Origin of the sequence: Reyranella sp. (assembly GCF_030651995.1) — a bacterium.
In the GTDB taxonomy this organism is placed as follows: domain Bacteria; phylum Pseudomonadota; class Alphaproteobacteria; order Reyranellales; family Reyranellaceae; genus Reyranella.
Map to the genome: position 1 here is coordinate 57,816 of NZ_JAUSBN010000066.1, position 23,199 is coordinate 81,014.

The following is a 23,199-nucleotide window of genomic DNA, read 5'->3' on the forward strand; positions in this document are numbered from 1 at the left end:
TGCCGCGCGGTGAGGCATAGTGCGTCGAAACCTTTGGGAGACGACGCATGGTCAAGCCGGTTCGCCGGATCGTGACGGGCCACGACAGCGAGGGACGCTCGGTGTTTCTGGAGGATGGGCCCGCGCCGCATCCGTTCTCGCCGTCGCACTCGCCCAATGTCGGATTGACCAATCTGTGGCTGCTCGACGCAATTCCCGCGTCGAACGACGCGGGGCAGGACGACCCGACGGCGCGGCCGTTCCGGCTCGAGCCGCCGGCGGCCGGCAATGTCGTGCGTATCGTCGAGTTCCCGCCCGACCGGGAGCGCAACTACGGCAACCAGACCGAGGTTTTCCGCCAGTATGGCGCGGCGCAGGCGCACGACAGGGCCGCCCGTCATCCCGGCTTCCACAAGACCCACAGCGTGGACTACGCCATCGTCATCGAGGGCGAGATCTGGGCGCTGATGGATGTCGGCGAGACCCTGATGACGGTGGGCGACGTGCTGATCCAGCGTGGCACCAACCATGCCTGGGCCAACCGCACCGACCGGATCGCCCGCGTCCTGTTCGTCCTGAACGGCGCCGTGCCGGCCTGATCAGGCCGCTTTGCGCCCTCGCGGCGAGGGCTTCTTCCTGTTGGCGCGAGCGGCGGCGGTGAAGCGTTCCGCGCGCTCGCGTCCCGGGCCATCGCCCTGGAGGCTTTTCTTCAGGGCGGCCATCAGGTCGACGACGCCGGAATCGGCCTCCTCCCGCACCGGCTTGCTCTTCACCGGCTTGCCCTTCTTCTTCTCCTCGATGAGGGCGCGCAGCGCGTCCTCGTAGCGGTCGGTGAAGTCGGACGGGTCGAACCGGCCCGACTGCTGCGCCACGATCTTCTCGGCGATCTCGAGCATCTGAGCGTCGGGCCTGGGCAGGTCGGGATGGCCGATCTCGTCGAGGGTGCGCACCTCTTCGGCGGTGCGCAGCGTCGTCAGCACCAGACCGTCCTCCTCGATCTCGATGGCGCAGACCCTCTCGCGCGTGCTCATGACGAGCCGGCCGATCGCCACCATGCCTTTTCGCTTCATCGCCTCGCGGATCACCGCAAAGCCCTTCACCAGGTCGCCGCGCGACAGCTCCTCTCCGGTGCCGGCGTCGACTGTCTTCATGCGGATGCGGTTGTTGGTCTTCGGATTGATGAGGTTGAACCGGAGCGTCTCCGCCGTGGTCGTCGCCGACCACAGGGAGACAGGACAGGTCACCAGGGAAAGGCGCAGATGCCCCTCCCAGCTCGGTCGTGCAGCCATTTCCAGATCCCCTCACGTACGGGCGATTCAACTGCTGCCGGTCTTCGTTGTTGCGGCGCGTGGCGGGCCTCCGCTCGATTTCTATGAGTGGCGGCCGTTCCGATTATGATCTCACCACCGGTGGGGGGGCGTGGAACTCCTGGCCTGGAAATGCATTGCATTGGTTCTGCAATCCAGTCCGAGGGTTCTCAGATGCGCTCGACTTTCACCGTGCCCGCCGTCCTTTTCCTCTCTGCCTGCCTCGCGTTCCCGGCGGCCGCCAACGACCGCCCCGTCACAGACCAGGAGCGGGCGAAGCTCGAGGCAGCCGTCAAGGCGGCGGGCTGCACGGGCGGGGAGATGGAGTTCGACGACGACAAGGCAACGGCGCATCCGGCCGGCAAGTTCGAGGTCGATGATGCGATGTGCGGCAACCAGAAGCACGACCTCGTCTTCGACACGGACTTCAAGATGCTGTCGAAGAAGGCCGACTGACGGAGCCTTGCCTCAGCCCGGCTGTTCCGGAGGCCGCCACGCCGAGGCGGCCTCCCGGGCGATGCGATTGAAGTTGCGCACCAGGACGGAGGCGTTTCCGGTACGCCATACGGCCACCACCGGCAGCGGTGCGGGTTTGTCGGCGACGGCAAGGCAGCGTAGCCCCGACATGTTGTAACTGGTGACCGTCGAGGGCGAGAGGGCGACCCCCAGGCCCGCCCCGACGAAGCTCGCGACGGTATGGATCTGGTCGGCATACTGCGCAATGCGAGGCTCGAACCCGGCCCGCCGGCACATCTCCATCACGCGGGCGTGAATCAGCGGCGAGCCGGCGCGGGAGTACATCACGAACGGTTCTGCGGCGAGCTGCCGGATCGTGGTCGTCCGGCGCCGGGCGAGGGGATGGCCCGCCGGGACGAGTGCGAGGAACGGTTCGCGGATCAGCGTCACCATCTGCAGGGACCGACTGCTGATCGGCGGACGCAGCAGGCCGACATCGATGATGCCGTTCTCGAGGCATTTCACCTGATTCGGGTTGCTCATCTCACGCAGGTCGAGTTCGACGTCGGGAAAGGCGGCGCGAAACCGGACGACGATGCCCGGGAGGATCGTGAAGGGGGTGGAGCGCACGAAGCCGATGACGAGCCTGCCGGTCTCTCCGGTTCCCAGGCGCCGGACGTCGGCTTCGGCCTGTTCGGCACCATCCAGAAGGCGCCGAGCGCGCTCGTAGAGCAGCAGTCCGGCCTCCGTGACCTCGAATTTCTTCTGGCTCCTGTGGAGCAGAACGACCCCCAGTTCGCGTTCCAGTTTCTGGATCTGACGGGTGAGGGGAGGTTGGGCGATGCCCAGCGAAACCGCGGCGCGCCCGAAATGACCCTCGCGCACCACGGCGCTGAAATAGCGAAGCGTTCTGAGGTCCATGGGTTGATACCATAATGGTATCAGTGCGAGCCGACAACGATATTGGACGTATTGTCCGGAACGGGGCAACGTCGGGTTGCAGTTCGCCTGAGTCAGCGAAACTCGCTTCGCGTGGTCCGCAAAGCGTTCCCAAGCGTACGAAAAGCCGGGGCAGGAGTTTTGCCGGGCGCCCGCCGGTCCGGCTCACGGGCTCGTGAACACTATGGAAGAGAGATAGATGGCCAAATCACATCCCGTTGATGCGCATGTCGGTGTTCGTATGCGTCAGCGGCGCACGCTGCTGGGCATGAGCCAGACCAAGCTGGGGGAGGCCGTCGGCCTCACCTTCCAGCAGGTCCAGAAGTACGAACGGGGCGCGAATCGGGTGGGTTCGAGCCGGCTCTACGAATTCTCCAGGGCCCTCGACGTTCCGGTTTCATACTTCTTCGACGAGATGCCGGGGAACGCCCTCTCGGGCCGCCCGATGGCAGCCAAGGTGAAAAGAGGCACTGGTTTCGGCGAGGCGGGAACCCCCTTCGCGACCGAGAAGGACCCGCTGATCAAGCGCGAGACGCTGCAGCTCGTGCGGGCCTACTACAGGATCCAGGACGAGCCCGTGCGCCGGCGCATCTACGAGCTGGTCAAGAGCATGGGCGAGGCCAGCCACGCCAGCCGCCCCACGAAGAAGAAGTAGGTCGGTCCGTCGTCTCGACCGCAGCCTCGCGGAAGCAGGCCGCGGTCGAGACGACGCCGTACTAGGCCGCGAGCAGGTGTTCGGCGATCTGCACGGCGTTCAGTGCGGCCCCTTTCAGGAGCTGGTCGCCGGCCACGAACAACGAGATCGAGTGGCCCGTCGGATCGCCCAGGTCCTGGCGAATACGGCCAACCAGGATGTCGTCCTGCTGGCTGGCATCGCGCGGCATCGGGAACAGGTTGCGTTCGCGATCATCGACGATGCGCACGCCCGGTGCGCTGGCAAGCAGCGCCCTCACGCGCGCCTCGTCGATCGGCCGTTCGCACTCGAAGGTGACGGCGGCGGCGTGGGCCCTCAGAACCGGGACGCGCACGCAGGTCGCTGACAGCCGAAGCTCCTCGTCGCCGTAGATCTTGCGGGTCTCGCGCATGACCTTGGTCTCTTCGTCGTTGTAGCCGGTCGCAGGATCGATCGCGGTGTTGTGGCTGAACAGGTTGAAGGCGTAGGGATGCGGCAGCACCTTCGGCTTGAAGGCGCGGCCGTCGAGATAGGCGCGGGTCGAATCGGCCAGCTCGTCCATTGCCGCCGCACCGGCGCCCGACGCGGCCTGGTAGGTGGCGATGTTCATGCGCCTGATGCGATTGTGCTGGTGGATCGGCCACAGCGGCGTAATGGCGATGATCGCCGCGCAGTTGGGATTGGCGACGATGCCCCTGTGGTTGGCGATCGCGCCGGCATTGATCTCGGGAATCACCAGCGGAACCTCGGGATCCATCCGGAAGGCCGAGGAATTGTCGACCACGATGGCGCCGGCCGCGACGGCGATGGGGGCGTAGCGCTTCGAGATTCCGCCACCGGCCGAGAACAGGGCAATGTCGACGCCTTCGAAGCTCTTCTCCGTCAGTTCCTGGACCACGAGGGCCTTTCCGTCGAACGACAGCTCGCGGCCTGCCGAGCGGGCGGAGGCGAGCAGGCGCAGCTCCTTCACCGGGAAGCGGCGCTCGGCCAGGCAGCGCAGGAACTCGATGCCGACGGCGCCGGTCGCGCCGACGATCGCCACTGTGAGAGGTCTAGAACCCATGTCTGTCTCCTTCGTTGAAGCCGGAGAGACGGACGCCTGGAAAGACAAAGCCCCGTCCGAAACCGGCGGGGCCTGTGAGGTTGTCCTATGTCACGTTCGACTTTACGCGCACGTCCTCGCCGGCCCACCGAAGGTGGTCGTTTTGGTAGTCGTGGTCGTTTTGGTCGCGAAACGCAGCATGGTGTCAGGGATATAGGTCGAAGGCCGGGCGGCTGTAAAGGCCGCCCCGCCCCACGTCAGTTCACGCGCAGGAAAGGCCTGTCGCCGCAGACCGTTACGCGGTGGCCGTACCGGCGGTGCGGGAAGTAGTCGAACATCGCGTGGTGCTGGACGCAGCGATTGTCCCAGAAGGCCACCGAGTTTGGCTGCCACTTGAAGCGGCACTGGAATTCCGGCGTCTCGATGTGGCGGTAGAGCATTTCGAGCAGCGCGTCGCTCTCGGGGCGCTTGAGCTGCGGGATGCGCAGGGTGAAGCCGCGATTGACGTAGAGGCTCTGCCTGCCGGTCACCGGGTGCGTTCGCACGATCGGGTGCTCGGCGTTGGGGAACTTGATGTCGTTGCGATCCGTGGCCTTGACGCGATAGTAGTGCGCCTTGGAGCTGTCGTGCAGCGCGGTCAGCCCCTGCAGCATCCGCTTCATCGGCTCGGAGAGCGTGTCGTAGGCGCGGTACATGTTGGCGAACAGCGTGTCGCCGCCGCCCTCCGGCGGCACCTCGGTGAGATGGAGGATCGAGCCCATCGGCGGCTCGAGGTCGCACGACACGTCGGTGTGCCATTCCTCGCCCGCGACATGCTTCGAATTCTCATCGGCCTTGATCACCAGGATCTCGGGATGCTCGGGGAAGGTGATGGGAGCGTTGGGATGGACATGCAGCGGCCCGAAACGCCGGCCGAACTCCTTGTGCTGTTCCATCGACATCTTCTGGTCGCGGAAGAAGATCACCAGGTTCTCCATCAGCGCATCGTGCACCTCCTGGAACTGCTGGTTGCCGAGCGGCTTTCCGAGATCGACACCGAATATCTCCGCTCCGATGGACGGCGTCAGTTTGCGCACTTCGATCGACTGATAGGCCATTGGTGTTTCCTCCGTTTTCGGGAGGATATGCCGGGGAAGGCTGCCCGTCCCCCGCAAAAACATTCAATGCGCGAAATCCGGGCCGCCGGCGGCGGAATCCGGTAGACTGACGGGGCGATGAGGATCGACGTCGATCATTACCTGGTGCTGGGCGTGCCGAGAACGGCTGACGCGGCAACGATCCGTGCCGCCTACGTGGCACTGGCCAAGCGTTATCATCCCGACGTGGCGGCCGGAAATCCCGAACTCGCTGCGTTCAATTTCCGCCAGATCACCGACGCCTACCAGACGCTCTCCGATCCGGACGCGCGCGCGCGGTACGATTCAAGGGTGCAGGCGGCGCTCGATGCCGAGCGGACCCGGCGCGAACAGGCCGCCGCGGCCGCGTGGGCGGCGAAGGCGGCCCCGAAAGCGACGATCGCGGAGAAACTGTTCGGCAAGACCACCTCCAAAGCCGTCACGAGACCCGCCGCTGGTCCGCCGGCAAGAAGGCGTCCGTTCAGACCGTTGCTCCCGCCCAGGCCCGCGCAGCCGACGGCCTACCTGCCGCACGCCGCCGCGATGGCGCGGCGGCGTTCGATCATGGTCGTCGCCATCGTGCTGATGACCTTCATCGGGGTCGGCGGCTATCTTGCCACGCGCGCGGTGAAGGGGCCGGGTCTGCAGGTCATGGCGGCCGAGACTGCGCGGCCGTCCGAGCCGAAGCCGGCGGTCGAGACGAAGCCGCAAGCCACGCCGAAACCCAAGCCGGTGCCGCCGCTCAACCAGCCGAGCCAGCTTGCGCCTTGGGGCCTGCCGCCCTCTGCGCCGCTGCCCGGCCGGACGGCGGGCCAGGCGACGGTGATGGCGCCCGTACCGGCGCTGAACGTCGACGGCCAGTCGGTCTGCGTCGCCGACGACGGTGCCAAGTTCGCCATCGTCAACCGCGGTGGCGAGCCGACCGTAATCTACAATGGCGCCGCCCCGGTGCGCGCCTCGGTCCAGCTGGCGGACCGCTATCTCGTCCTGCTGAACAACATCGTGCCGAGCGATACGATCATCATCGGCATCAAGCGCGGACTGGAGACCGGGACCTACATCTATTACGCCGACACCCGCGGCGCGATCATCGAGACCGTCGCCGCTCGATGCGTGGGGCAGGCGTACTAGGCTACGTCTTCTTCACGCTCTCGAGAGTCGGCAGCCGATACCGGTCTTCCGGGTCGTTCCAGCCCTTGAAGTTGGGTTTGCGCTTCTCGGCGAAGGCGGCACGGGATTCCATCAGGTCGCTCTTCGCGCCGTGCTCGTGCAGAGCGGCCGCCAGCTTCTGCAGGTCGGGGCCGGGGGCGGGGCGCATCTGGCGCATCATGTGCACCGTGTTCACCCGCGAGGCCGGCGGCAGGGTCAGCAGATGTTCGGCCATCGACATCGCCGTCGGCATGAGCTCGGCGGAATCGACCAGGCGGTTGACGAAGCCGATCTCGTAGAAGCGCTGCGCGGTGAAGCGGAAGCCGAGCGCCATCTCCATCGCCACCGGATAGGGCAGGTTGGCGATGTGGCCGTGATTGTAGCCGCCGAGCAGCCAGCGCTTGGCCTCGGAGACCTCGAATACCGCCTCGCGCACGGCAACGCGCAGGTCGGTGCGCTCGACCAGCATGAAGCCGCCGCCCATGGCGAAGCCGTTGATCGCGGCGATCACCGGCTTCTCGAGCTTGCCCGACATGAACGGGTCCTCGATCTCCGGGCGGCGGCCGCCCGGCGCGCCGTCCTTCAGCGATTCCTTCATGTCCTCGCCGGCGCAGAAGCCGCGGCCGGCGCCGGTGAAGATCGCGACCTCGAGATCCTTGGCGGTGCGGAACGTGTTCCACGCCGCCGACAGTTCGGTGCGCATCTCGTGATTGAGGGCGTTCAGACGATCGGGCCTGTTCATCCGTACGACGAAGATCTGCCCGTGCTTCTCGGTTTCGACGACGGCCATGCGTTGCTCCTATCCGTTCAGTAAGGCGGCCCGGTCAACGCCGCTCGAAATCGATGCGTTCATCCACCGGCAGGCCGAGCAGGTGACGGCGCAGGCAGTCGAGGCCTAGCTCCGTCGCGCCGATGCGTACCCAGTCGCGGCCGCCGACCAGGCGAGCCTGTCGCGTGACCGCGCCGTTCGCGTCGGCGAGCCCGATGCAGATGTTGCCGCCCATGTCCGGCCGGTCGGTGCCTTCGTCGAGTTCGAGCAGCACGACCAGCGCGTGGCTGGCGCCGCTCGAGGCGCGCAGCGCCTTGGCGACGATGGCGGCCTGATCGGGCGCGACCGCCGTGGCGCCGAGCTCGGAAGGAACGCGCGCGATGGTGCCGCGCCGGAACGCCCGTTCGGCGCCGGGCAGCGGGGCGATGCGCGCGGCGAGATGGCCCCCGGTCACCGTCTCGGCGATGGCGAGGGTCGATCCGCTCGCCAGCAGCCTGCCCAGGATCACGCCTTCGATGGTCTGGTCGTCCTCGGCGACGATGAAGTTGCCCAGCCGCTTGCGCACCTCGGCCTCGGCCGGGGCGAGCAGGGCGGCCAGGGCCGTCTCGTCGTCGGCGCGGAGCGCGAGCTTGGTCTCGAGCTGCGGGTAATGCGCCTGGAAGCCGAGCTTGATGCCGCCCTCGTCCTTGAACACGTCCATGTCGCCCAGCATCTGGTCGGCGCGCGACTCGCCGATGCCGAACGTGTGGAAGCGCTTCAGCCGGGTGACGCCCGTGAGACCGCTCATCGCCAGGAGGCGCGGCAGCACCTGCTCGTCCAGCATGCGGCGCATCTCGCGCGGCACGCCGGGCGTGAAGAAGAAGCGCGCCTTGCCGATGGTGACGGCGAAGCCGCAGGCGGTACCGATCGGATTGTCGATGAACTCGGCATTGGCCGGCAGCATCGCCTGCTTCACGTTGTTGGGCGGCATGACCCGGCCGCGCCGAGCGTAGGATTCCTCCATCCGTGTCATCCAGTAGTCGCTCCGCACCAGCTCGACGCCGCAGGCCTGGGCCGCGATCTCCTGCGAGAGGTCGTCGACAGTGGGCCCCAGCCCGCCGTTGACGATCACCGCGTCGGCGCGCTCGCTGGCCTGATGGAAGGCCTTCAGCAGACTCTCGCGGTCGTCGCCGACAGTGGTGCCCCAGTGCACGCCCAGCCCGATTTCGACGAGGCGGCGGGCCATGTGGCTGTAGTTGGTGTTGATGGTCTTGCCGGTGAGGATCTCGTCGCCGGTACAGAGGATTTCAACGCGCATGCCGGGAATTATCGGCTAACGTCTGGCGGAAAGCGAGGGAGAGAAACGTCATGACCGTCCTGTCGTCCGATCTGCGAGAGGCGCTGGCCAGGGTCGGCACCTCGACTTTGACCGGCGTGCTTAACAAGCGCGGCCTGCGCAGCATGACCCTATACGACGTGTGGCCGATCCGGCCCGAGCAGCCGCGCATGGTGGGTATCGCCTTCACGATGCGCTTCATTCCCTCGCGCGAGGACAAGGACGGACCGACCTCGACCAACCGCTCGATGGTGCAGCCGCAGGCGATGGAGGAGTGCCCGCCGGGTCATGTGCTGATGATCGACTCGCGCGGCGATTCGCGGGCGGCGTCGGCGGGCGATCTGTATGTCGGCCGGCTGAAGGCGCGCGGCGCGGCCGGCATCGTCACCGACGGTGGCTTCCGCGACACCGACGGCGTGCACAAGACGGGATTGCCGGCTTATCACCGCCGCCCATCCTCGCCGCCGAGCCCGATCGCGCATCGGCCGGTCGACCTCAACCTGCCCATCGCCTGCGGTGGCGTCGCCATCTATCCCGGCGACGTGATCGTCGGCGACCGCGACGCGGTGCTCGTGATCCCGCCCGACATCGTCGAGGCCGTGGCCCAGGAGGCGCTCGACACCTATGCCTATGAGGAATTCGCCGAAGCCGAGGTAGCGCGCGGGCGGTCGCTCAAGGGGCTGTTCCCCGTCGCCGGCGAGGAAGCCAGGCGCGACTTCGAGGCGTGGAAGGCGCGGGGGAAGTAGATTCCATCATCTCGACCGAAGCGCCGAAGGCGCGCAGTGGAGAGATCTTCTATCGGCAAATTGGCAGGCAAATCGTGGAGAAAAGGTCTCTCCACTACGCCCTGCTGCGCAAGGCTTCGGTCGAGACGACGAGAATCACGCCAGCGACGTCCTGATTTCCAGGCCGTTCTTCAGGGTCAGAGTCACCGGCGTGCGCTCCGCGATGTCGGCCATGCGTTTTTTCTGCTCGTCGTCGACTTCGCCCTCGATCGTGAGGACCCGGTCGATGCGCTGCTTGTCGCCATCGCGGCTGAAGTGGATGTCGGCATGGACTGCCGTGACCGGCCACTGCTTGCGCTCGGCATACATGCGGAGCGTGATGACCGTGCAGGCGCCCAGCGCCGAGGTGAGGAGATCGTAGGGGGCGGGGCCGGCGTCCGTGCCGCCCAGTTCAGGGCCTTCGTCGGCCGTGAGCTTGTGGTGTCCGGCGTGGCCGGTCGTGATGGCGGTTGCGTAGTTGGTCGTGCCGATGCTTGCCTTCGCGTGTGCCATGTCGCCGTCGTCGCCTCCCGATGCTGGAGGGCCCGTTGCCGGGCCCTCGCACCAGTCTAGCGACGCTTGCGGCTGGAAGCTGCCTTCTTGGCGGCCTTCTTCACAACCTTCTTGGCGGCGGTCTTGGTCTTCGCCTTCGCAACGGCCTTCTTCACCGCCTTCTTCTTCGCAACCTTCTTCTTCGCAGCCATCTGAAATCTCCCTGTTCATGTCAAGGAACGGCACAGATCGCACCGCTCCTGATTGCATCTAGATCACGATTCTTATTCCTGTCACGCATTCTTCGCGTGATTTTATCGTGCCGATGTGAGTCATGTGGTCGCTGAGCGATGCATCGGCGGGCAGTGAAGCGAGCAATCCACCCGCAGTTTGCGGATCGAACAGCAGCGGAATCTTCGCGTGATGCGATGCGTGGTCCAGTCCATCGATGAGATGGCGCGCGCGCAGATTCGCTGGTTGCAACGAACTTGCGAAGCCTTGCGCGAACAGTTCAAGCGCGCCGGGAAGCACCGGCAGCGAGTCGAGATGCAGCTCGACCATGACATTGCCGCTGGCGCGTATCATCTCGGCGAGATGGCCGGCGAGGCCGAAGCCCGTCACGTCGGTGCAGGCATGCGCGCCCGCCGGCAACAACGCACGTGCAGCATCGCCCGACGGCGTCCGCATCGAGGCGAGCGCGCTGTCGATCCAGCTCGCCTTCGCCATGCCGCGCATCGCAGCGGCGAAGATCACGCCGGTGCCGAGCGGCTTCGTCAGCACCAGTTTGTCGCCTGGTTTCAGTCCGCCCTTGCGCAAGGCTTGCGAGGCGACGACGAGGCCGTTCACCGAGAAGCCCAGCGCCGCCTCGGGCCCTTCGCCGGAATGGCCGCCGATCAGCGCGCAGCCCGCGCCGTCGAGGATGCGCCGCGCGCCCGACAGCATCTGGAAGAGGTCTTCCTCCATCAGCCGTTCGGCCGCCGCCGGCACGACCGCCAGCGCGAGCGCGCTGTGCGGCTTCGCCCCCATCGCCCAGATGTCGCCCAGGGCATGCACGGCGGCGACTTCGCCGAAGGCGAAGGGATCGTCGATGAAGGTGCGGAAGAAATCGACCGATTGCACCAGCGCCTGGCCCGGCGGCACCTCGATCATCGCCGCATCGTCGGGCGCATCGAGGCCGATCGTGACGTTGGAGCCTGGCGAGGGGCCGAGCCGCGCGAGCACGCGATCGAGCACGCCGGCGCCCACCTTGGCGCCGCAACCGCCGCAGCGCATGCCGATATCGGTCAGCAGGCGTTTCGCCTCGGCATCGGCCAGCGCCGGATCAGGCGGGGCGGCGCGTGCGGCCGGGTTCATCGGCGTCGCCGGCGGCTCGCGATACATGCGCATCCACTTGCGGTCGATATGGTCCTTCCAGCGCCACACCCACGAGCCCTCGAAGGCCCACGAGCCGCGCGTCGCCACGGCGTTGCCGTCGCCGGTGCCGAGGATCGAGAGATAGCGTCGCTGCGGCGTGAAGGGTTCCGGCGTCTGCCCCAGCAGGGCACGGCGCAGGTTGGCCGCGAGCGGCGGCCCGTGGCGCACGGCGAAGACGCCGGCCTTGGGACGCGGATGGGCGGTCACGCTGGCACAGTCGCCGGCCGCGAACACCAGCGGATCGCCGCTCGAGGCCAGGGTCGGCTCGACCGCGAAAAAGCCGCGCTCGTCGAGCGGCAGGCCGGTACCGGCGAACCAGGCCGCGGCGCTGGCCTGCGTCACGACGAAGACGTCGTCGACCGGCAGGCGCTCGCCGGTTTCGAGATGAACCGCATCGGCGTCGATGCGGGTCGTGGCGGCGTTCTCCAGCAGCCGCACGCCGCGACGCGCGAAGATGGCGCGCATCCGCCGTCGCGCGCCGACCGCCTGGCCCGACAGGATCTCGCCCTTGGTGGCCAGCGTGACGGAGACCTCGGCGTTGCGCGCGACCTGACGCAGCCGATGGTCGATGGCCAGCGCCAGCTCGACACCGCCCGCGCCGCCGCCGATCACGGCGATGCGCAACGCGCCCTGCCAGTCCTTCACGCGTTCGAGGAAGCCCAGCCAGCGGCGGCCGAGCTCGGCGATGGGCTTCACCGGCGTCGCATGCTCGGCCGCGCCGGCGATCGCGCCCATGCTGGGCGAGGAGCCGACGTCGAGCGACACGAGATCGTAGGAGACCGGCGGCCGATCCTTCAGCAGCACCCGCCGGTTCGCGCGATCGAGCCCGATCGCTTCGGCGTGGATCAATCGCGCGCCGGTCCAAGCGCAGAGTCGCGCGAGGTCGATATGGCACTCGTCGAAGGAATAGGTGCCGGCCACGAAGCCCGGGATCATGCCGGAATAGGGCGTCTCGATGTCCCGCCCGATCAGGGTGAGCCGCACCCCCGGCATCGGCATCATGCCGAAGCTCTTCACCACATGAACATGCGAATGGCCGCCGCCCACGAGCACGAGATCCTTGAGAAGGGGCGCCGCCTGCATCGTCTTTCCTTTCGTGCATTCGCCGGAGGCACGATCCCGCCGTCGTCCGCGCACTGCAATCTATTAGTGGTGTCCGAAGAAATTGTAATGTATATCAATTGATTAGGGGTGCTTGTTCCCCTGATTTCGGAGCCACCCCTGCATGGCCGTCTCTTCCGGCCTCACGGTTTCCCCTGATTTTCCCGAGGATGAGGCCGCGCGCGTCGCGCAACCGCGCTCGGCATGGTCGCTGTCCTGGCCGCTGGTGCTGGGGCTGCTCCTCTTCATCTGTCTTGCCAACGGCAGCGGACTGCCGTTGCTGGCCGATCCCGATACCCACTGGCACATCGCGGTCGGCAACTGGATGCTGGCCAAGGGCGCGGTGCCGACGGCCGATCCGTTCTCCTTCTCCTTCGCGGGCCAGCCGTGGATCGCCAAGGAGTGGCTGTCGCAGCTCCTGATGTCGGTCGCGTTCAAGCTCGGCGGCTGGGGCGGTGTCACCGTGCTGGCCGCGGGCGCGCTCGCCGTCTCCTTCGCGATGATGCTGCGGCTCCTGCTGCGCGATCTGCGACCCTTGCCGGCCGCGGTGTTCGTGCTGGCCGCCATCGCGATGACCCTGCCGCACTTCCTTGCGCGGCCGGCGGTGCTCGCCTTTCCGTTCATGCTGGTCTGGATGGCGGGCCTCGTGCGCGCCGTCGAGGAGCGCCGTCCGCCCGCGCCGCTGCTGCTGCTCGTCATGCTGCTGTGGGCCAACCTGCATGGCAGCTTCATCATGGGCCTGCTGCTGGGCGTCGCCTTCGCGGTCGAGGCGGTGGTCGGCGCGCGCGATGCCGCGGAGCGCAAGACCTTGCTGTCCGGCTGGGCGAAGTTCGGCATCGCCTCGTTCGTCGCGGCCTGCATCACGCCCTACGGTCCCGAATCGATCTGGGTGACGTTGCGCATCTTCGCCCTCGACGACACGCTGGCCTTCATCGCGGAATGGAAGTCACCCGACTTCCAGAAGGCGCCGCTGCAGGAGCTGGTGCTTCTGATCGCTCTCTATGCCGCCCTGTCGCGCGGTCTGAAGCTGCCGCTGCTGCGGCTCCTGATCGTGCTCGGCCTGCTGCACCTCTATCTGCGCTACGCCTTCAATGCCGAGCTGCTGGCCATGCTCGCGCCGCTGGCGCTGGCGCCGCTGCTGGCGCGTCAGTGGCCGGCGCTGCGGCCCGATTCCTCCGCCGGCCGCGACGGTTCGCTCCCCGGCCAGGCTGCCGCGCTGGCGCTGCCGGCCGGGCGCGCCGCCGCCGTCGTGGGGGTCGGCTGCTGCGCTCTGATCGCGCTCGGCCTCGTGCGCTACGGCGGCATTGTGCCACCGCTCTCGACCATGCCCTCGACTGCGATGGCCTATGTGAAGCAGGCGGGGATCGGCGGCCGCGTGCTCAACCACTATGTGTTCGGCGGCTATCTCATCCATGCCGGCGTGCCGACCTTCATCGACGGCCGCGGCGAGCTCTATGGCCGCGATTTCATCCGGCGCTACGCCGACACGATCGGCCTGCGCGGCGGCGAGCCGCTGGAGCAGCTGCTCGAACGCAACCGCATCGACTGGACCTTCATGCCGCCCGACCAGCCGGCCAACCGCCTGATGGCCCGCCTGCCGGGCTGGCGCCAGGCCTATGCCGACGAAGCGGCCGTGATCTTCGTGCGCGAGCGCTGACCGCGTCAGCGCCAGTCGATCGGATTGGCGTCGAGGTAGACCAGAAACCCGTAGACGAAGATCGCCGGCAGGGCCGTGACTCCCGACAGGATGATCGCGGTCTTCTTCCTGCCACGACGCTTGAGCAGGAGGGCGCCGGCGGTGGTCACCGCCAGGAGCGACATCGCAACGACACAGCTCAGCATCTCCAGGACCATCACGCCGTCATGTATGAGCATCTCGACCACGAACCATGCGAGGCCGAGGACACCTGCAATGTTCACTGCGGCGAGCCCGGCAATGAAGAAGTCGGTCGCGTTTCGTCGTGGGTCTGGGCCGAACTTCAGCAGCAGGACGAAGGCCACGACGGCGGCAATCAGAAGGATGAGGAGCGGGGACATTGTCCCTCTATTCCTTCAATACGATCCACGTGCAGTGTCCGATCGCGCAGAGGCGGCCGGACTCCGTATAGAGCGCGGTCCCTGAATAGAGCTTGCGGCCCTCGGCGCCGATGCGCCAGCCGACGACGGCACAGCGTTCGCCGACCCTGGGGCGGTCGAACACCTTCGCGGTCATGCGGCCGGTGAGGGCGGGGCGGATGTCGTCGGGATCCTGGGCGGCCCAGGCGCCGGGACAGTCGAGCGTGCCCCACAGGAACTCCGGCCTGATGCGGCCGTCGCCGTCGGCGTGGTTGGCGTGCGGCACGTAGCAGGAGAGAGACGTACCGCTGCCCGAGTGGCTGCCGAATACGCGCAAGCCATCGCCGACGCCGCGGCTGCGACCGCAGACGAGGCACCATTGGAAGTCGCTGCCGTCGCCGCAGCCGCCGACCGCGTCCTGATGCATCACCTCGTTCCAGTCCGACGGCGGCTTCGGCGGATCGAGATGGTCGACCTTTCCGGCGCGCGCCTCGCAGATCAGCGTATCGCCATCGCGCATCGTCAGGGCCACGTCCTCGCGCACGAGGTTCATCGGGGTCTCGATGGGGATCGGCGCGCGAAGCGTGATCTCGACGGCGCCCCCACTGCCGCCAGCGCCACCGCCGAAGGTGCGGGTGTAGCGCTCGGCCAGCAGGCCCGCGACATAGCCGCCATTGCCCGAGAGGCGCGGGCCGTTGAAGCCGGCCTTGATGATGAGAGTGTCGTCCACCGTGGCCCTCGCAGCGTGAAAACCGGGCGCCGAAGCTGCCGCGCGCATGCGGAGAATGCAAGCCTGCCGGGCCGTCTCTAGGCTTGCATCGGATGCCGCGCTCGTCGAGGTTGGGGGTGATGGGATCGGCTCTGCCGTGGGCGCTCGTGGCGCTGTGTTTTGCGCTCGGCGTGGCCAGTCGCTCGATCAGCGACACCTTCCTCGTCTTTGTGCCGGCGCTGCAGCACGCCTTCGACGCCAATCGAGGCTCGGTCACGTTGATCTACAGTTTCGCGCTGCTGGTCGGCGGCACTGCCGCGCCGATCACCGGCTGGATCCTCGACCGTTTCGGCCTGCGCGCCCTCACCGTGGTCGGCGCGGTCGCGGCGGCGGCCAGCACCGCGGTCGCCTCGCAGGCCAGCCATCTCTGGCACCTCTATCTGTCGATGGGGCTGATGATGGGGTTCGGCGCGGCATCGCTCTCCGGAATCCTGTCCTCGTCGCTGATCGCCCGCTGGTTTCCGGCCAATCGCCTCGGCGTGCCGCTCGCCGTCTGCTGGTCGGCCTCCGGTGTCGGCGCGATGGCGACTTTTCCGGCGGCGCAATATCTCATCGAGACGGACGGCTGGCGCCACGCCTATCTCGTCTTCTCCGGCGTGGGCGCGATCTTCATCCCGCTGCTGCTGGTGCTGCCGTGGAAGAAGATCGAGCGCGGCGCGCCGGGCCTCGCCAAGCTGCGCGAGACGGCGGCGCCCGGCGTCACGGTGGGCGAGGCGTTGCGCGACTGGCCGTTCTGGGCGCTGACCTCGTCGTTCGCGCTGACCTCGATCGGCATCTTCGCGCTGATGCCGCAGACCATGGTCTATCTGCTCGAGCGCGGCATGGACGGCCCCTACGCGGCACGCGCGATGGCGGTCGCGGGCTTCCTGACGCCGCTCGGCATGATCGGCTTCTCGTGGCTGGCCGACCGTGGCGGCCGCCGGCTGGCGGCGATCCTGGCCTATGCCTGCTCGATCGCCGGGGTCGGGGCGCTGGCGCTGGTGCGCGGGCCGGACGACGATTTCTGGCTGTGGACCTTCGTGCTGCTGTTCGGCGGCAGCATGGGCTCGCGCGGGCCGATGATCTCGACCCTGGCCACCCTGCGCTATCGCGGCGCGCATTTCGGCCGCATCTACGGGCTGATCGCCATCGGCATGGGGCTGGGGGGCTTCCTGGGGGCCTGGATCGGCGGCGTGCTGCACGACCTGACCGGCGGTTATGCCGCCGTCATGGTGCTTTCGGTGGTGGCGCTGGCGACCGCCGCCGCCACCCTTGGTTCCGAGGCCGGCGCCCGGGAGCGTCTGAGCCGCTAGGACCCTATCCTCAATGACATGTCGGTGACGATGGCTCCCGGATATTGTGTTTCACCGGGAGTCCGGCCACTATGGCCGGCATGTTGGACCGCATCGATTTTCCGAGTAGTCCCATCCTGCGGCGGCGGCGGGCCTAACCGTGGCGCCCGGCCTTGAGTCCTGCCACGCGCTGGTGCTCAACGCCGATTTTCGGCCCCTGTCGTATTTTCCCCTGTCCGTCTGGTCTTGGCAGGATGCCGTGAAGGCGGTGTTCCTGGACCGGGTGAGCGTCGTCTCTGAATACGACCGCACGATCCACAGCCCGACCTTCGAGATGCGGCTGCCCAGCGTCATCGCGCTCAAGGAATACGTGCCGGCGGCTCGGCGGCCGGCCTTTACGCGCTTCAACGTGTTCCTGCGCGACCGCTTCACCTGCCAGTATTGCAACGGCGACTTCGCCACCAGCGAACTCACTTTCGACCATGTGATCCCGAAGTCGCGCGGCGGCCGTACGAGCTGGCAGAACGTCGTCACCGCCTGCAGCCCCTGCAACCTGCGGAAGGGCAACATGCTGCTCAAGGAGAGCGGGTTGATGCTGCGCTGTGCGCCCGTCGAGCCCTCGACCCAGGTGCTGCAGGAACACGGGCGGGCGTTCCCGCCGGGCTACCTGCACGAGAGCTGGCGCGACTTCCTCTATTGGGACAGCGAACTCGATCAAAACTGATCCGCTCCGTCGTCGCCAACACCGACGAAGAGAGGTCCTTCCACTCCGCCTCGCTGCGCGAGGCTCCGGTCAGGACGACGGGTTGCATTTAACCGTCGTCCCGAGCGGAGCGCCGAAGGCGCGCAGTCGAGGGACCTCTTTTCGCGGTGTTTAAATCCGTGTCGATAGCCAGATGGCGAGGCGAGAGCCCGTCTTGATCACCGCCGACAGCGCCTCGTAGGCGGGGGCCTGCTCGGCGCCGGCGGCCAGTGCGGTGTCGCGATGCTCGATCTCCTCGTCGCGGAACTTCTCGACCGTCGTGCGCAGCTCCGCCTCGTCGTCGCCCAGCGCCGCGGCCTGGTGGGCGTAGTGCTCTTCGATCGTCTCCTCGACGGCGACGGTGCAGGCCATCGCCGCCTTGTCGCCCATCAGCGCGGTAGCGGCACCCAGGGCGAAGCCCGCCACGTTCCACAGCGGCGACAGGACGGTCGGCCGCACGCGGCGCTCGACCAGCAGGCGGTCGAACACCTTGTTGTGTTCGCGCTCCTGGGCCGCCATGTGCTGGATGCGACGGCCGGTCTCGCTGTTGGAGCGACCGGTCCAGCGCAACGCCGCCAGCTGGCCCTGGTAGATGCGCACGGCGCCGAATTCGCCGGCCTGGTCGACGCGGATCGTGCGCTCGACCACCTCACGGGCGTCGGGATCGCCGGGATTGCGGTTGTCGGCGGTCTTCATGTTCTGGCCATCCGTGAGAGGGAAGAGGCGAGGCCGGTCGCCAGGATCGCCGACAGGATCGCGTTCCAGCCGGCCATCGAGATGCCGAACAGGGACCACACGATCGCGTCGCAGCGGACCATCCTGGCGCCGAACAGGTACTTCTTCAGCTCCTCCGGCGAGAGGCCCGTCGGCACCGTGCCGGTGCAGGATTGCGGGCCCGCCCACCAGCGATACTCGACGCCGGCATGGAAGATCCCGATCGCCGAACTGACGGCGATGGCGGCAATGGCGATGACCACGAAGGTCGTGGCGAGCCGGGGGCGGCTCGACGCGGCGAAGGCGGCGAGGCCCGCGACCATGGCCACGATGTGCGGCCAGCGCTGCCAGTGGCACATCTCGCAGGGCGGGAAGCCCATCACATACTGGAAGAAGAAGGCGCCGCTGATCATGACACCGCTGCCGAGCAGCGCGATGAGGCCGAGCTGGCTGGGGAGGGGAAGTCGCTGCGTGGCAGCCATGGAACGATCCTAGAAGAGGAACCGGACGACGACGAAGCCCCCGATCAAGGCGAACAGGAAAATCCAGGTGAGCAGGGTGAGGCGCTTCTCGATGAAGGCCCGGATCGGCTCGCCGAACTTCCAGAGCAAGGCTGCCACGAGGAAGAAGCGCAGGCCACGCGTCAAGATGGACGCCCACACGAACGTGAACAGGTCGAAATGCGCGACCCCTGAAGCAATCGTCACCAGCTTGTAGGGGATCGGCGTCAGGCCCTTGATCAGGATGATCCAGGTCCCGTACTCCTCGAAACCGGCGCGGAAGGTGGCGAGGCCGGCCTGCAGCCCGTAGGTCTTCACCACCCAGGCGCCGAGCGTCTCGAAGAAGAAGTAGCCGATCGCGTAGCCGAACAGCCCGCCCAGCACGGAGCAGACGGTGCAGACCAGGGCGATCCTGAACGCCTTGGCCCGGTTGGCCAGCACCATCGGCACCAGCATCACGTCCGGAGGGATGGGGAAGAACGAACTCTCCATGAAGGAGACCACGCCCATGGCGGGGATGGCGTTCTTGTGTTGGGCGAGGCGGATCACCCAGTCGTAGAGGCGGCGGATCATGTGACACGCTCTTAGCGTGTTGCTACTCGCGAAGCGAGGGAGCTTTCCTATGACGGTCGCCGGGTGCGGCCGGTGCCGTCTCCGACGCCTCGAGCTGATCGAAGGCCAGGAGCAGGTTGCCGACCCGATTGGCCGATGAAAGGCACTCGGCGAGACGCGGGAAGTTGTCGATCAGCCAGTTGAAGGCACCCTGGACGGCGACGAAGGCCGCCGCCGCCTGGGTCACGTCCCCGAGCAGCATCGTGCCCTTCACATAGTGGGGGACGCACAGGATCAGGCCGACCAGTGGCGCCAGCAGGGTGTTGCCATGGGAGATGTAGGTGGTGCGCATGTACTGCCAGGCCAGGTGATGCCACTCCCGCAGCACGTCGTTCAATGCCGAGCCGACCTCCGATGCCGCTCCCTGGACATCGCTCGGAGACATGCGCCCGGTCGCTCGTTCGCGCAGGTGGGCTACGGCATACTTCAGTTCCGCCTCGGCCTGGTTCTTGGACTCGATGACCCCGATCATGTGGCGGCCGATGATCATCAGCGTGCCCGTGGTCAGGATCGCATACGCCACGGCGGCAACGACCAGATACCCGGGGATGGTGAAGCTCACCCCCAGGACCGTCGCGTCCAGCGCGCCGCCGACATGCCACAACACGACCACGAACGTCCCGGCCGTCAGCACCGACGCGAGCAGACCGACGACGAGGTCGATCGGCGCATCGGTCGCCAGCCGCGCATCCTCGGTGATCCGGTACTCCGCATTCTGATGCTCGCCGTTTCCCAGTTCGATGTGAAGGTAGTGGCCACCGCCCAGCCAGGCGTCGATCAGGTGCCGGCTGACCCAGGCCCGCCACGAGCGCTGAAAGGTCATGCGGCCCCACACGGCGGTCACGGCGAGGCCGATGCTCAGCGCGGCGAAAAGCGCGAGAAGTTGGGTCTGGTGCCAGATTTCGGCGCCGTCGCGGAACTCGAGGGCATTGAAGAAGTCGCGATTCCAGATGTTGAGACGGTACTGGACCAGCAGTTGCAGCACCGTGATCACCACCAGCGCGGCGACCAGGCCCCAGGCGAGCCGGGCCGTCGGGCCTTGCCAGAAGTGGCGCGCGCTCTGCCAGAACCGGCGGAGCGGGTGGCGGGCCGCGATGAGCAGCAGGCTCGCGTCAAACACGGACGATGCGCCGTCCGCGGGGCTTGACCTCGCGCGCCTGGGCCGCGTGAGCGGGCGGACTGCCCAGCAGGCGATCGAATTCGCGCTTGGAAACGCCATAGCACTCGCACGACCGCTCGCGCAGGCCGCGCCGGTCGAGGATGTTGACGATGCCGCGGCTGTAACGGATCAGCCCGCGACGCTGCAGCTTTCCCGCCGCCGCCGAGACGCCGGTGCGCTGGACGCCCAGCATCATGGCCAGGAACTCCTGGGTCAGCAGGAACTCGTCGGTCTTCATGCGGTCGTGCGTCATCAGCATCCAGCGGCAGCAGCGCTGCTCCAGGGAGTGAAAATGATTGCACGCCGCCGACTGTGCGACCTGGTTGAACAGCGCATGCGCGTAGCGCAGCATCACCGTTCGCATCGAGGCGCTGCGCGCCAGTTCGGCGCTGAACAGCGTGGCCGTCATACGCAGGCCCTGGCCCGGCACCTGGACATAGACGCTGGTGGGGGCGCGGTCGTCGCCCAGCAGCAGCGGCAGGCCGACGATGCCCTCGTTTCCGATCGTGCCGACCTCGGCGGCGGCGCCATTCCTCATGGTGTTGACGAGCGACCCGACCCCGGTCTCGATGAAGTAGACGAAGTCGAGCGGTTGGCGCGCGCGGTAGAGCGACTGCCGGTAGGTGAGGGGAATGCGTTCGAGATGCCGCTCCAGGCGTCCGCGATCCGTGGCCGGTAGCAGCGCCAGCAACCTGTTGGCGGGAGTCATTTTCGGCTGTCGCCGTGTCATCTCTTGGTCATCTCTCGATGTGCTTCTCTGGTCATGTGCGCGCGTCGCAAAAAAGGAGCCCGCGTCACTCCTCGTCCCGCCTCCGGGACGCCGCTGGCTCTTTCGCTTCTTCTTCGGCCAGCAGCACCTCGAGCTGTGCGCGCGTCGCCTCGTCTTGCGTAATGGCGAGCTGCTTTCGGTAGTTCTCGAGATTCTTGCGGTGAATGAACGATTGCATTGCACCACCCAATGGCACCGGGGCCATGATGCAACTTGCGCTTGCCGGCCGGCAATGTCGAGTCGTCGCTTCCGGGGCGGCCTTCGCGGGGAATGCGTCTCATGTCGCACTCGGATAAGTGTCTGATATCCGACATTGTGTCTCGACTCCACGTTGCAATAGGCGCAAGCATTGAGGTGTCCAGAGGCGGGATCCGCTGCCTCGTTGCTGGACCCCCGCAACTGCCAATGGCCGAATGCGGGCCGTGGTTGACCAAGATCAACCGGCACCATGTGCAGTCATGCTACAGTCACCCGGCTTCGGACGTCCGGAGCACATCGGGGGAGGTCGGCCTCATGGCATTCGAACAATCCCGGCTTTCGAAAGTTTTCACGACCAACCTGGGACTCCGCAAGGAAGCGCCCCGCTCGGTTGCAAGCTACGAGCGCGAGATCGACGAACGTCGCGGCACGGAAACCCGCTTGCGCGAGACGCTTGCCAGCGAGGAAGCCTTGATGCGCCAGAAGGACGAACTGATCCACAATCGCGAGGTCCTGAGCATGGAGGCCGATCACCGTTTGCTCAACGGCCTGCAGATGATCGTGAGCCTGCTGTCGCTGCAGAGCCGGTCGGAGCCCAACGCCGAAGCCGCCGAGCATCTCTCGACGGCCGCCAAGCGCGTCGCCACTCTCGCCCGGGTCCACCGACGCCTGCATGCGCTCGACGGCCAAGTGTCCGTGGCGTTCAAGCCGTTCCTTCAGGAGCTATGCGGCGAATACAGGTCGATATTGGCGTCGGATGAACGCCGCAAGCAGACGATCGTCGTCGAGGGTGCCGATGCGAGCCTGCCGGCCAGGACCGCCGTGCCGCTCAGCCTGATCGTGAACGAACTGATCACCAATGCCGCCAAGCATGGCGGAGGCATCATCACGGTTCGGCTGGAGGAGCCGCCAGAGGGCGGGCATCTTCTGTCGGTTTGCAACGAGGGCCCGCCGCTGCCCGAAGGCTTCGATCCGGTCGCGTCCAAGGGGCTCGGCATGAAGATCGTGCAGGCACTGGTCGAACAGATCGGCGGGGCGCTTCGGGTCGGCCGCTGTACGCACTGCGGGGGGCCTGAGTTCGCCGTGGCATTCGCCTAGACACCTCGGCGGAGTGGCCACCGCTCCCTGAGGAAACAGCACCATGTCCGTCGGCATCATTCCGCTCATCCTCCAGAGCGATCTGCGGCAAAGCACGTGACCAGGCTCCGCCTGCATCGCGAGAACCATCTCGTCCAACGGATCGGCTGGCTGCGGGCCGCCGTGCTCGGCGCCAACGACGGCATCGTCTCGACGGCAAGCCTGATCGTGGGCGTGGCGGCGGCCGCGACCGCGCCCGGCGACGTGCTGATCGCGGGCGTAGCCGGTCTGGTGGCCGGGGCCATGTCGATGGCCGCTGGAGAATACGTCTCTGTGAGTTCCCAGGCCGATACGGAGAAGGCCGACCTCGTGCGCGAGGGCGCCGAGCTGGCGGCCAGTCCCGAGTTCGAACGCGACGAGTTGACCGAGATCTACGTCGGGCGCGGAGTCGAGCCGGAACTGGCGGGCCGGGTGGCCAAGCAGTTGATGGCGAAGGGCGCGCTGGCGGCCCACGCGCGCGACGAACTCGGAATATCGGACACCACCACGGCCCGCCCGCTGCAGGCCGCCTTGACCTCGGCCGCAACCTTTGCGGTCGGTGCGGCCATGCCGCTGCTGATGGTCGTGCTGGCGCCGGCGGAGCGGCTGGTGGTCGCGGTCAGCGCGGCCTCGCTGGTCTTCCTTGCCCTTCTGGGTGCCATCGGCGCGCGCGCGGGCGGTGCCGACATCTGGCGCGCCACGGTCCGCGTCACCTTCTGGGGCGCGCTCGCCATGGCGCTGACCGCCGGCATCGGCCGACTGTTCGGCACGGTCGTCTGA

The 23,199-nt window shown here is 67.2% G+C and carries 27 protein-coding genes; 10 read left to right on the forward strand and 17 right to left on the reverse strand.

The window, feature by feature from the left end:
- The first annotated feature begins 47 nt into the window (after nt 1-47).
- Complete coding sequence (locus Q7V45_RS20115) at nt 48-578, forward strand: cupin domain-containing protein (protein ID WP_304855349.1); 531 nt, start codon at nt 48-50, stop codon at nt 576-578.
- On the opposite strand, the gene Q7V45_RS20120 is transcribed toward Q7V45_RS20115, so the two are convergent.
- Nucleotides 579-1,268, reverse strand: coding sequence for a Ku protein (locus Q7V45_RS20120; protein ID WP_304855351.1), 690 nt, complete (start codon nt 1,266-1,268; stop codon nt 579-581).
- A 192-nt stretch (nt 1,269-1,460) separates the two neighbouring features.
- Between Q7V45_RS20120 and Q7V45_RS20125 the strand changes: the two genes are divergently transcribed.
- Nucleotides 1,461-1,742, forward strand: coding sequence for a hypothetical protein (locus Q7V45_RS20125; protein WP_304855353.1), 282 nt, complete (start codon nt 1,461-1,463; stop codon nt 1,740-1,742).
- Between the two features lie 12 nt (nt 1,743-1,754).
- Here the strand turns inward: Q7V45_RS20125 and Q7V45_RS20130 are convergent, their stop codons facing one another.
- Complete coding sequence (locus tag Q7V45_RS20130) at nt 1,755-2,663, reverse strand: LysR family transcriptional regulator (RefSeq protein ID WP_304855356.1); 909 nt, start codon at nt 2,661-2,663, stop codon at nt 1,755-1,757.
- Nucleotides 2,664-2,880: 217 nt separating this feature from the next.
- Between Q7V45_RS20130 and Q7V45_RS20135 the strand changes: the two genes are divergently transcribed.
- Nucleotides 2,881-3,336: a helix-turn-helix domain-containing protein gene (locus Q7V45_RS20135; RefSeq protein ID WP_304855358.1), complete on the forward strand. Its 456-nt coding sequence runs from the start codon at nt 2,881-2,883 to the stop codon at nt 3,334-3,336.
- A 61-nt stretch (nt 3,337-3,397) separates the two neighbouring features.
- Here the strand turns inward: Q7V45_RS20135 and Q7V45_RS20140 are convergent, their stop codons facing one another.
- Both Q7V45_RS20140 and Q7V45_RS20145 read right to left on the reverse strand, forming a co-directional pair.
- Complete coding sequence (locus Q7V45_RS20140; protein WP_304855362.1) at nt 3,398-4,417, reverse strand: aspartate-semialdehyde dehydrogenase; 1,020 nt, start codon at nt 4,415-4,417, stop codon at nt 3,398-3,400.
- A 236-nt stretch (nt 4,418-4,653) separates the two neighbouring features.
- Nucleotides 4,654-5,493: a TauD/TfdA family dioxygenase gene (locus tag Q7V45_RS20145; RefSeq protein ID WP_304855365.1), complete on the reverse strand. Its 840-nt coding sequence runs from the start codon at nt 5,491-5,493 to the stop codon at nt 4,654-4,656.
- Between the two features lie 117 nt (nt 5,494-5,610).
- On the opposite strand from Q7V45_RS20145, the gene Q7V45_RS20150 reads away from it, so the two are divergent.
- On the forward strand, nt 5,611-6,642 hold the full coding sequence (locus Q7V45_RS20150) for a DnaJ domain-containing protein (protein ID WP_304855368.1): 1,032 nt from the start codon (nt 5,611-5,613) through the stop codon (nt 6,640-6,642).
- A gap of 1 nt (nt 6,643) precedes the next feature.
- Here the strand turns inward: Q7V45_RS20150 and Q7V45_RS20155 are convergent, their stop codons facing one another.
- Both Q7V45_RS20155 and Q7V45_RS20160 read right to left on the reverse strand, forming a co-directional pair.
- Entirely contained in the window at nt 6,644-7,450 is an 807-nt protein-coding gene (locus Q7V45_RS20155) for an enoyl-CoA hydratase/isomerase family protein (RefSeq protein ID WP_304855372.1), read from the reverse strand.
- Nucleotides 7,451-7,484: 34 nt separating this feature from the next.
- Nucleotides 7,485-8,726, reverse strand: a complete 1,242-nt coding sequence (locus Q7V45_RS20160; RefSeq protein WP_304855377.1) for a CinA family nicotinamide mononucleotide deamidase-related protein — start codon at nt 8,724-8,726, stop codon at nt 7,485-7,487.
- Nucleotides 8,727-8,776: 50 nt separating this feature from the next.
- Between Q7V45_RS20160 and Q7V45_RS20165 the strand changes: the two genes are divergently transcribed.
- Nucleotides 8,777-9,490, forward strand: a complete 714-nt coding sequence (locus Q7V45_RS20165; RefSeq protein ID WP_304855380.1) for a ribonuclease activity regulator RraA — start codon at nt 8,777-8,779, stop codon at nt 9,488-9,490.
- A 135-nt stretch (nt 9,491-9,625) separates the two neighbouring features.
- Here Q7V45_RS20165 and Q7V45_RS20170 read toward each other — a convergent pair whose 3' ends face one another.
- The 3 genes from Q7V45_RS20170 to selD are packed head-to-tail and all read right to left on the reverse strand — an operon-like array spanning nt 9,626 to nt 12,496.
- Entirely contained in the window at nt 9,626-10,021 is a 396-nt protein-coding gene (locus tag Q7V45_RS20170; protein WP_304855383.1) for an OsmC family protein, read from the reverse strand.
- A gap of 56 nt (nt 10,022-10,077) precedes the next feature.
- Nucleotides 10,078-10,212, reverse strand: a complete 135-nt coding sequence (locus Q7V45_RS20175) for a hypothetical protein (RefSeq protein WP_304855386.1) — start codon at nt 10,210-10,212, stop codon at nt 10,078-10,080.
- Nucleotides 10,213-10,270: 58 nt separating this feature from the next.
- Nucleotides 10,271-12,496: a selenide, water dikinase SelD gene (gene selD, locus Q7V45_RS20180; protein WP_304855388.1), complete on the reverse strand. Its 2,226-nt coding sequence runs from the start codon at nt 12,494-12,496 to the stop codon at nt 10,271-10,273.
- Nucleotides 12,497-12,638: 142 nt separating this feature from the next.
- On the opposite strand from selD, the gene Q7V45_RS20185 reads away from it, so the two are divergent.
- Nucleotides 12,639-14,171: a hypothetical protein gene (locus Q7V45_RS20185; RefSeq protein ID WP_304855390.1), complete on the forward strand. Its 1,533-nt coding sequence runs from the start codon at nt 12,639-12,641 to the stop codon at nt 14,169-14,171.
- A gap of 5 nt (nt 14,172-14,176) precedes the next feature.
- Here Q7V45_RS20185 and Q7V45_RS20190 read toward each other — a convergent pair whose 3' ends face one another.
- Nucleotides 14,177-14,551 (reverse strand): hypothetical protein, encoded by a 375-nt coding sequence (locus Q7V45_RS20190; RefSeq protein ID WP_304855393.1) that lies wholly within the window; start codon nt 14,549-14,551, stop codon nt 14,177-14,179.
- Nucleotides 14,552-14,558: 7 nt separating this feature from the next.
- On the reverse strand, nt 14,559-15,299 hold the full coding sequence (locus Q7V45_RS20195) for a hypothetical protein (RefSeq protein WP_304855395.1): 741 nt from the start codon (nt 15,297-15,299) through the stop codon (nt 14,559-14,561).
- A 119-nt stretch (nt 15,300-15,418) separates the two neighbouring features.
- On the opposite strand from Q7V45_RS20195, the gene Q7V45_RS20200 reads away from it, so the two are divergent.
- Nucleotides 15,419-16,630, forward strand: a complete 1,212-nt coding sequence (locus Q7V45_RS20200) for an MFS transporter (protein WP_304855396.1) — start codon at nt 15,419-15,421, stop codon at nt 16,628-16,630.
- 139 nt (nt 16,631-16,769) lie between these two features.
- Nucleotides 16,770-17,333 (forward strand): HNH endonuclease, encoded by a 564-nt coding sequence (locus tag Q7V45_RS20205; protein ID WP_370692633.1) that lies wholly within the window; start codon nt 16,770-16,772, stop codon nt 17,331-17,333.
- A 150-nt stretch (nt 17,334-17,483) separates the two neighbouring features.
- Here Q7V45_RS20205 and Q7V45_RS20210 read toward each other — a convergent pair whose 3' ends face one another.
- The 6 genes from Q7V45_RS20210 to Q7V45_RS20235 form a co-directional block, all read right to left on the reverse strand.
- Entirely contained in the window at nt 17,484-18,047 is a 564-nt protein-coding gene (locus Q7V45_RS20210; protein ID WP_304855398.1) for a demethoxyubiquinone hydroxylase family protein, read from the reverse strand.
- A complete protein-coding gene (locus Q7V45_RS20215; protein WP_304855399.1) occupies nt 18,044-18,547 on the reverse strand; it encodes a disulfide bond formation protein B in 504 nt (167 codons plus the stop codon). The genes Q7V45_RS20210 and Q7V45_RS20215 overlap by 4 nt, the downstream gene beginning before the upstream one ends.
- Nucleotides 18,548-18,556: 9 nt before the next feature.
- Nucleotides 18,557-19,138, reverse strand: coding sequence for a YqaA family protein (locus Q7V45_RS20220; RefSeq protein WP_304855402.1), 582 nt, complete (start codon nt 19,136-19,138; stop codon nt 18,557-18,559).
- A gap of 22 nt (nt 19,139-19,160) precedes the next feature.
- Nucleotides 19,161-20,297, reverse strand: a complete 1,137-nt coding sequence (locus Q7V45_RS20225; RefSeq protein WP_304855405.1) for an SbmA/BacA-like family transporter — start codon at nt 20,295-20,297, stop codon at nt 19,161-19,163.
- A complete protein-coding gene (locus Q7V45_RS20230) occupies nt 20,290-21,045 on the reverse strand; it encodes a Crp/Fnr family transcriptional regulator (RefSeq protein ID WP_304855408.1) in 756 nt (251 codons plus the stop codon). The genes Q7V45_RS20225 and Q7V45_RS20230 overlap by 8 nt, the downstream gene beginning before the upstream one ends.
- Nucleotides 21,046-21,130: 85 nt before the next feature.
- Nucleotides 21,131-21,283: a hypothetical protein gene (locus Q7V45_RS20235; RefSeq protein WP_304855410.1), complete on the reverse strand. Its 153-nt coding sequence runs from the start codon at nt 21,281-21,283 to the stop codon at nt 21,131-21,133.
- 335 nt (nt 21,284-21,618) lie between these two features.
- On the opposite strand from Q7V45_RS20235, the gene Q7V45_RS20240 reads away from it, so the two are divergent.
- Complete coding sequence (locus Q7V45_RS20240; RefSeq protein WP_304855412.1) at nt 21,619-22,401, forward strand: sensor histidine kinase; 783 nt, start codon at nt 21,619-21,621, stop codon at nt 22,399-22,401.
- Nucleotides 22,402-22,497: 96 nt separating this feature from the next.
- Entirely contained in the window at nt 22,498-23,199 is a 702-nt protein-coding gene (locus Q7V45_RS20245) for a VIT family protein (RefSeq protein ID WP_304855415.1), read from the forward strand.

Bases quoted from the DNA above. Each gene is read 5' to 3' on its own strand.
- Q7V45_RS20115 (WP_304855349.1), top strand. From the start codon at position 48: ATGGTCAAGCCGGTTCGCCGGATCGTGACGGGCCACGACAGCGAGGGA.
- Q7V45_RS20120 (WP_304855351.1), bottom strand. From the start codon at position 1,268: ATGGCTGCACGACCGAGCTGGGAGGGGCATCTGCGCCTTTCCCTGGTG.
- Q7V45_RS20125 (WP_304855353.1), top strand. From the start codon at position 1,461: ATGCGCTCGACTTTCACCGTGCCCGCCGTCCTTTTCCTCTCTGCCTGC.
- Q7V45_RS20130 (WP_304855356.1), bottom strand. From the start codon at position 2,663: ATGGACCTCAGAACGCTTCGCTATTTCAGCGCCGTGGTGCGCGAGGGT.
- Q7V45_RS20135 (WP_304855358.1), top strand. From the start codon at position 2,881: ATGGCCAAATCACATCCCGTTGATGCGCATGTCGGTGTTCGTATGCGT.
- Q7V45_RS20140 (WP_304855362.1), bottom strand. From the start codon at position 4,417: ATGGGTTCTAGACCTCTCACAGTGGCGATCGTCGGCGCGACCGGCGCC.
- Q7V45_RS20145 (WP_304855365.1), bottom strand. From the start codon at position 5,493: ATGGCCTATCAGTCGATCGAAGTGCGCAAACTGACGCCGTCCATCGGA.
- Q7V45_RS20150 (WP_304855368.1), top strand. From the start codon at position 5,611: ATGAGGATCGACGTCGATCATTACCTGGTGCTGGGCGTGCCGAGAACG.
- Q7V45_RS20155 (WP_304855372.1), bottom strand. From the start codon at position 7,450: ATGGCCGTCGTCGAAACCGAGAAGCACGGGCAGATCTTCGTCGTACGG.
- Q7V45_RS20160 (WP_304855377.1), bottom strand. From the start codon at position 8,726: ATGCGCGTTGAAATCCTCTGTACCGGCGACGAGATCCTCACCGGCAAG.
- Q7V45_RS20165 (WP_304855380.1), top strand. From the start codon at position 8,777: ATGACCGTCCTGTCGTCCGATCTGCGAGAGGCGCTGGCCAGGGTCGGC.
- Q7V45_RS20170 (WP_304855383.1), bottom strand. From the start codon at position 10,021: ATGGCACACGCGAAGGCAAGCATCGGCACGACCAACTACGCAACCGCC.
- Q7V45_RS20175 (WP_304855386.1), bottom strand. From the start codon at position 10,212: ATGGCTGCGAAGAAGAAGGTTGCGAAGAAGAAGGCGGTGAAGAAGGCC.
- selD (WP_304855388.1), bottom strand. From the start codon at position 12,496: ATGCAGGCGGCGCCCCTTCTCAAGGATCTCGTGCTCGTGGGCGGCGGC.
- Q7V45_RS20185 (WP_304855390.1), top strand. From the start codon at position 12,639: ATGGCCGTCTCTTCCGGCCTCACGGTTTCCCCTGATTTTCCCGAGGAT.
- Q7V45_RS20190 (WP_304855393.1), bottom strand. From the start codon at position 14,551: ATGTCCCCGCTCCTCATCCTTCTGATTGCCGCCGTCGTGGCCTTCGTC.
- Q7V45_RS20200 (WP_304855396.1), top strand. From the start codon at position 15,419: ATGGGATCGGCTCTGCCGTGGGCGCTCGTGGCGCTGTGTTTTGCGCTC.
- Q7V45_RS20210 (WP_304855398.1), bottom strand. From the start codon at position 18,047: ATGAAGACCGCCGACAACCGCAATCCCGGCGATCCCGACGCCCGTGAG.
- Q7V45_RS20215 (WP_304855399.1), bottom strand. From the start codon at position 18,547: ATGGCTGCCACGCAGCGACTTCCCCTCCCCAGCCAGCTCGGCCTCATC.
- Q7V45_RS20220 (WP_304855402.1), bottom strand. From the start codon at position 19,138: ATGATCCGCCGCCTCTACGACTGGGTGATCCGCCTCGCCCAACACAAG.
- Q7V45_RS20230 (WP_304855408.1), bottom strand. From the start codon at position 21,045: ATGACTCCCGCCAACAGGTTGCTGGCGCTGCTACCGGCCACGGATCGC.
- Q7V45_RS20235 (WP_304855410.1), bottom strand. From the start codon at position 21,283: ATGCAATCGTTCATTCACCGCAAGAATCTCGAGAACTACCGAAAGCAG.
- Q7V45_RS20240 (WP_304855412.1), top strand. From the start codon at position 21,619: ATGGCATTCGAACAATCCCGGCTTTCGAAAGTTTTCACGACCAACCTG.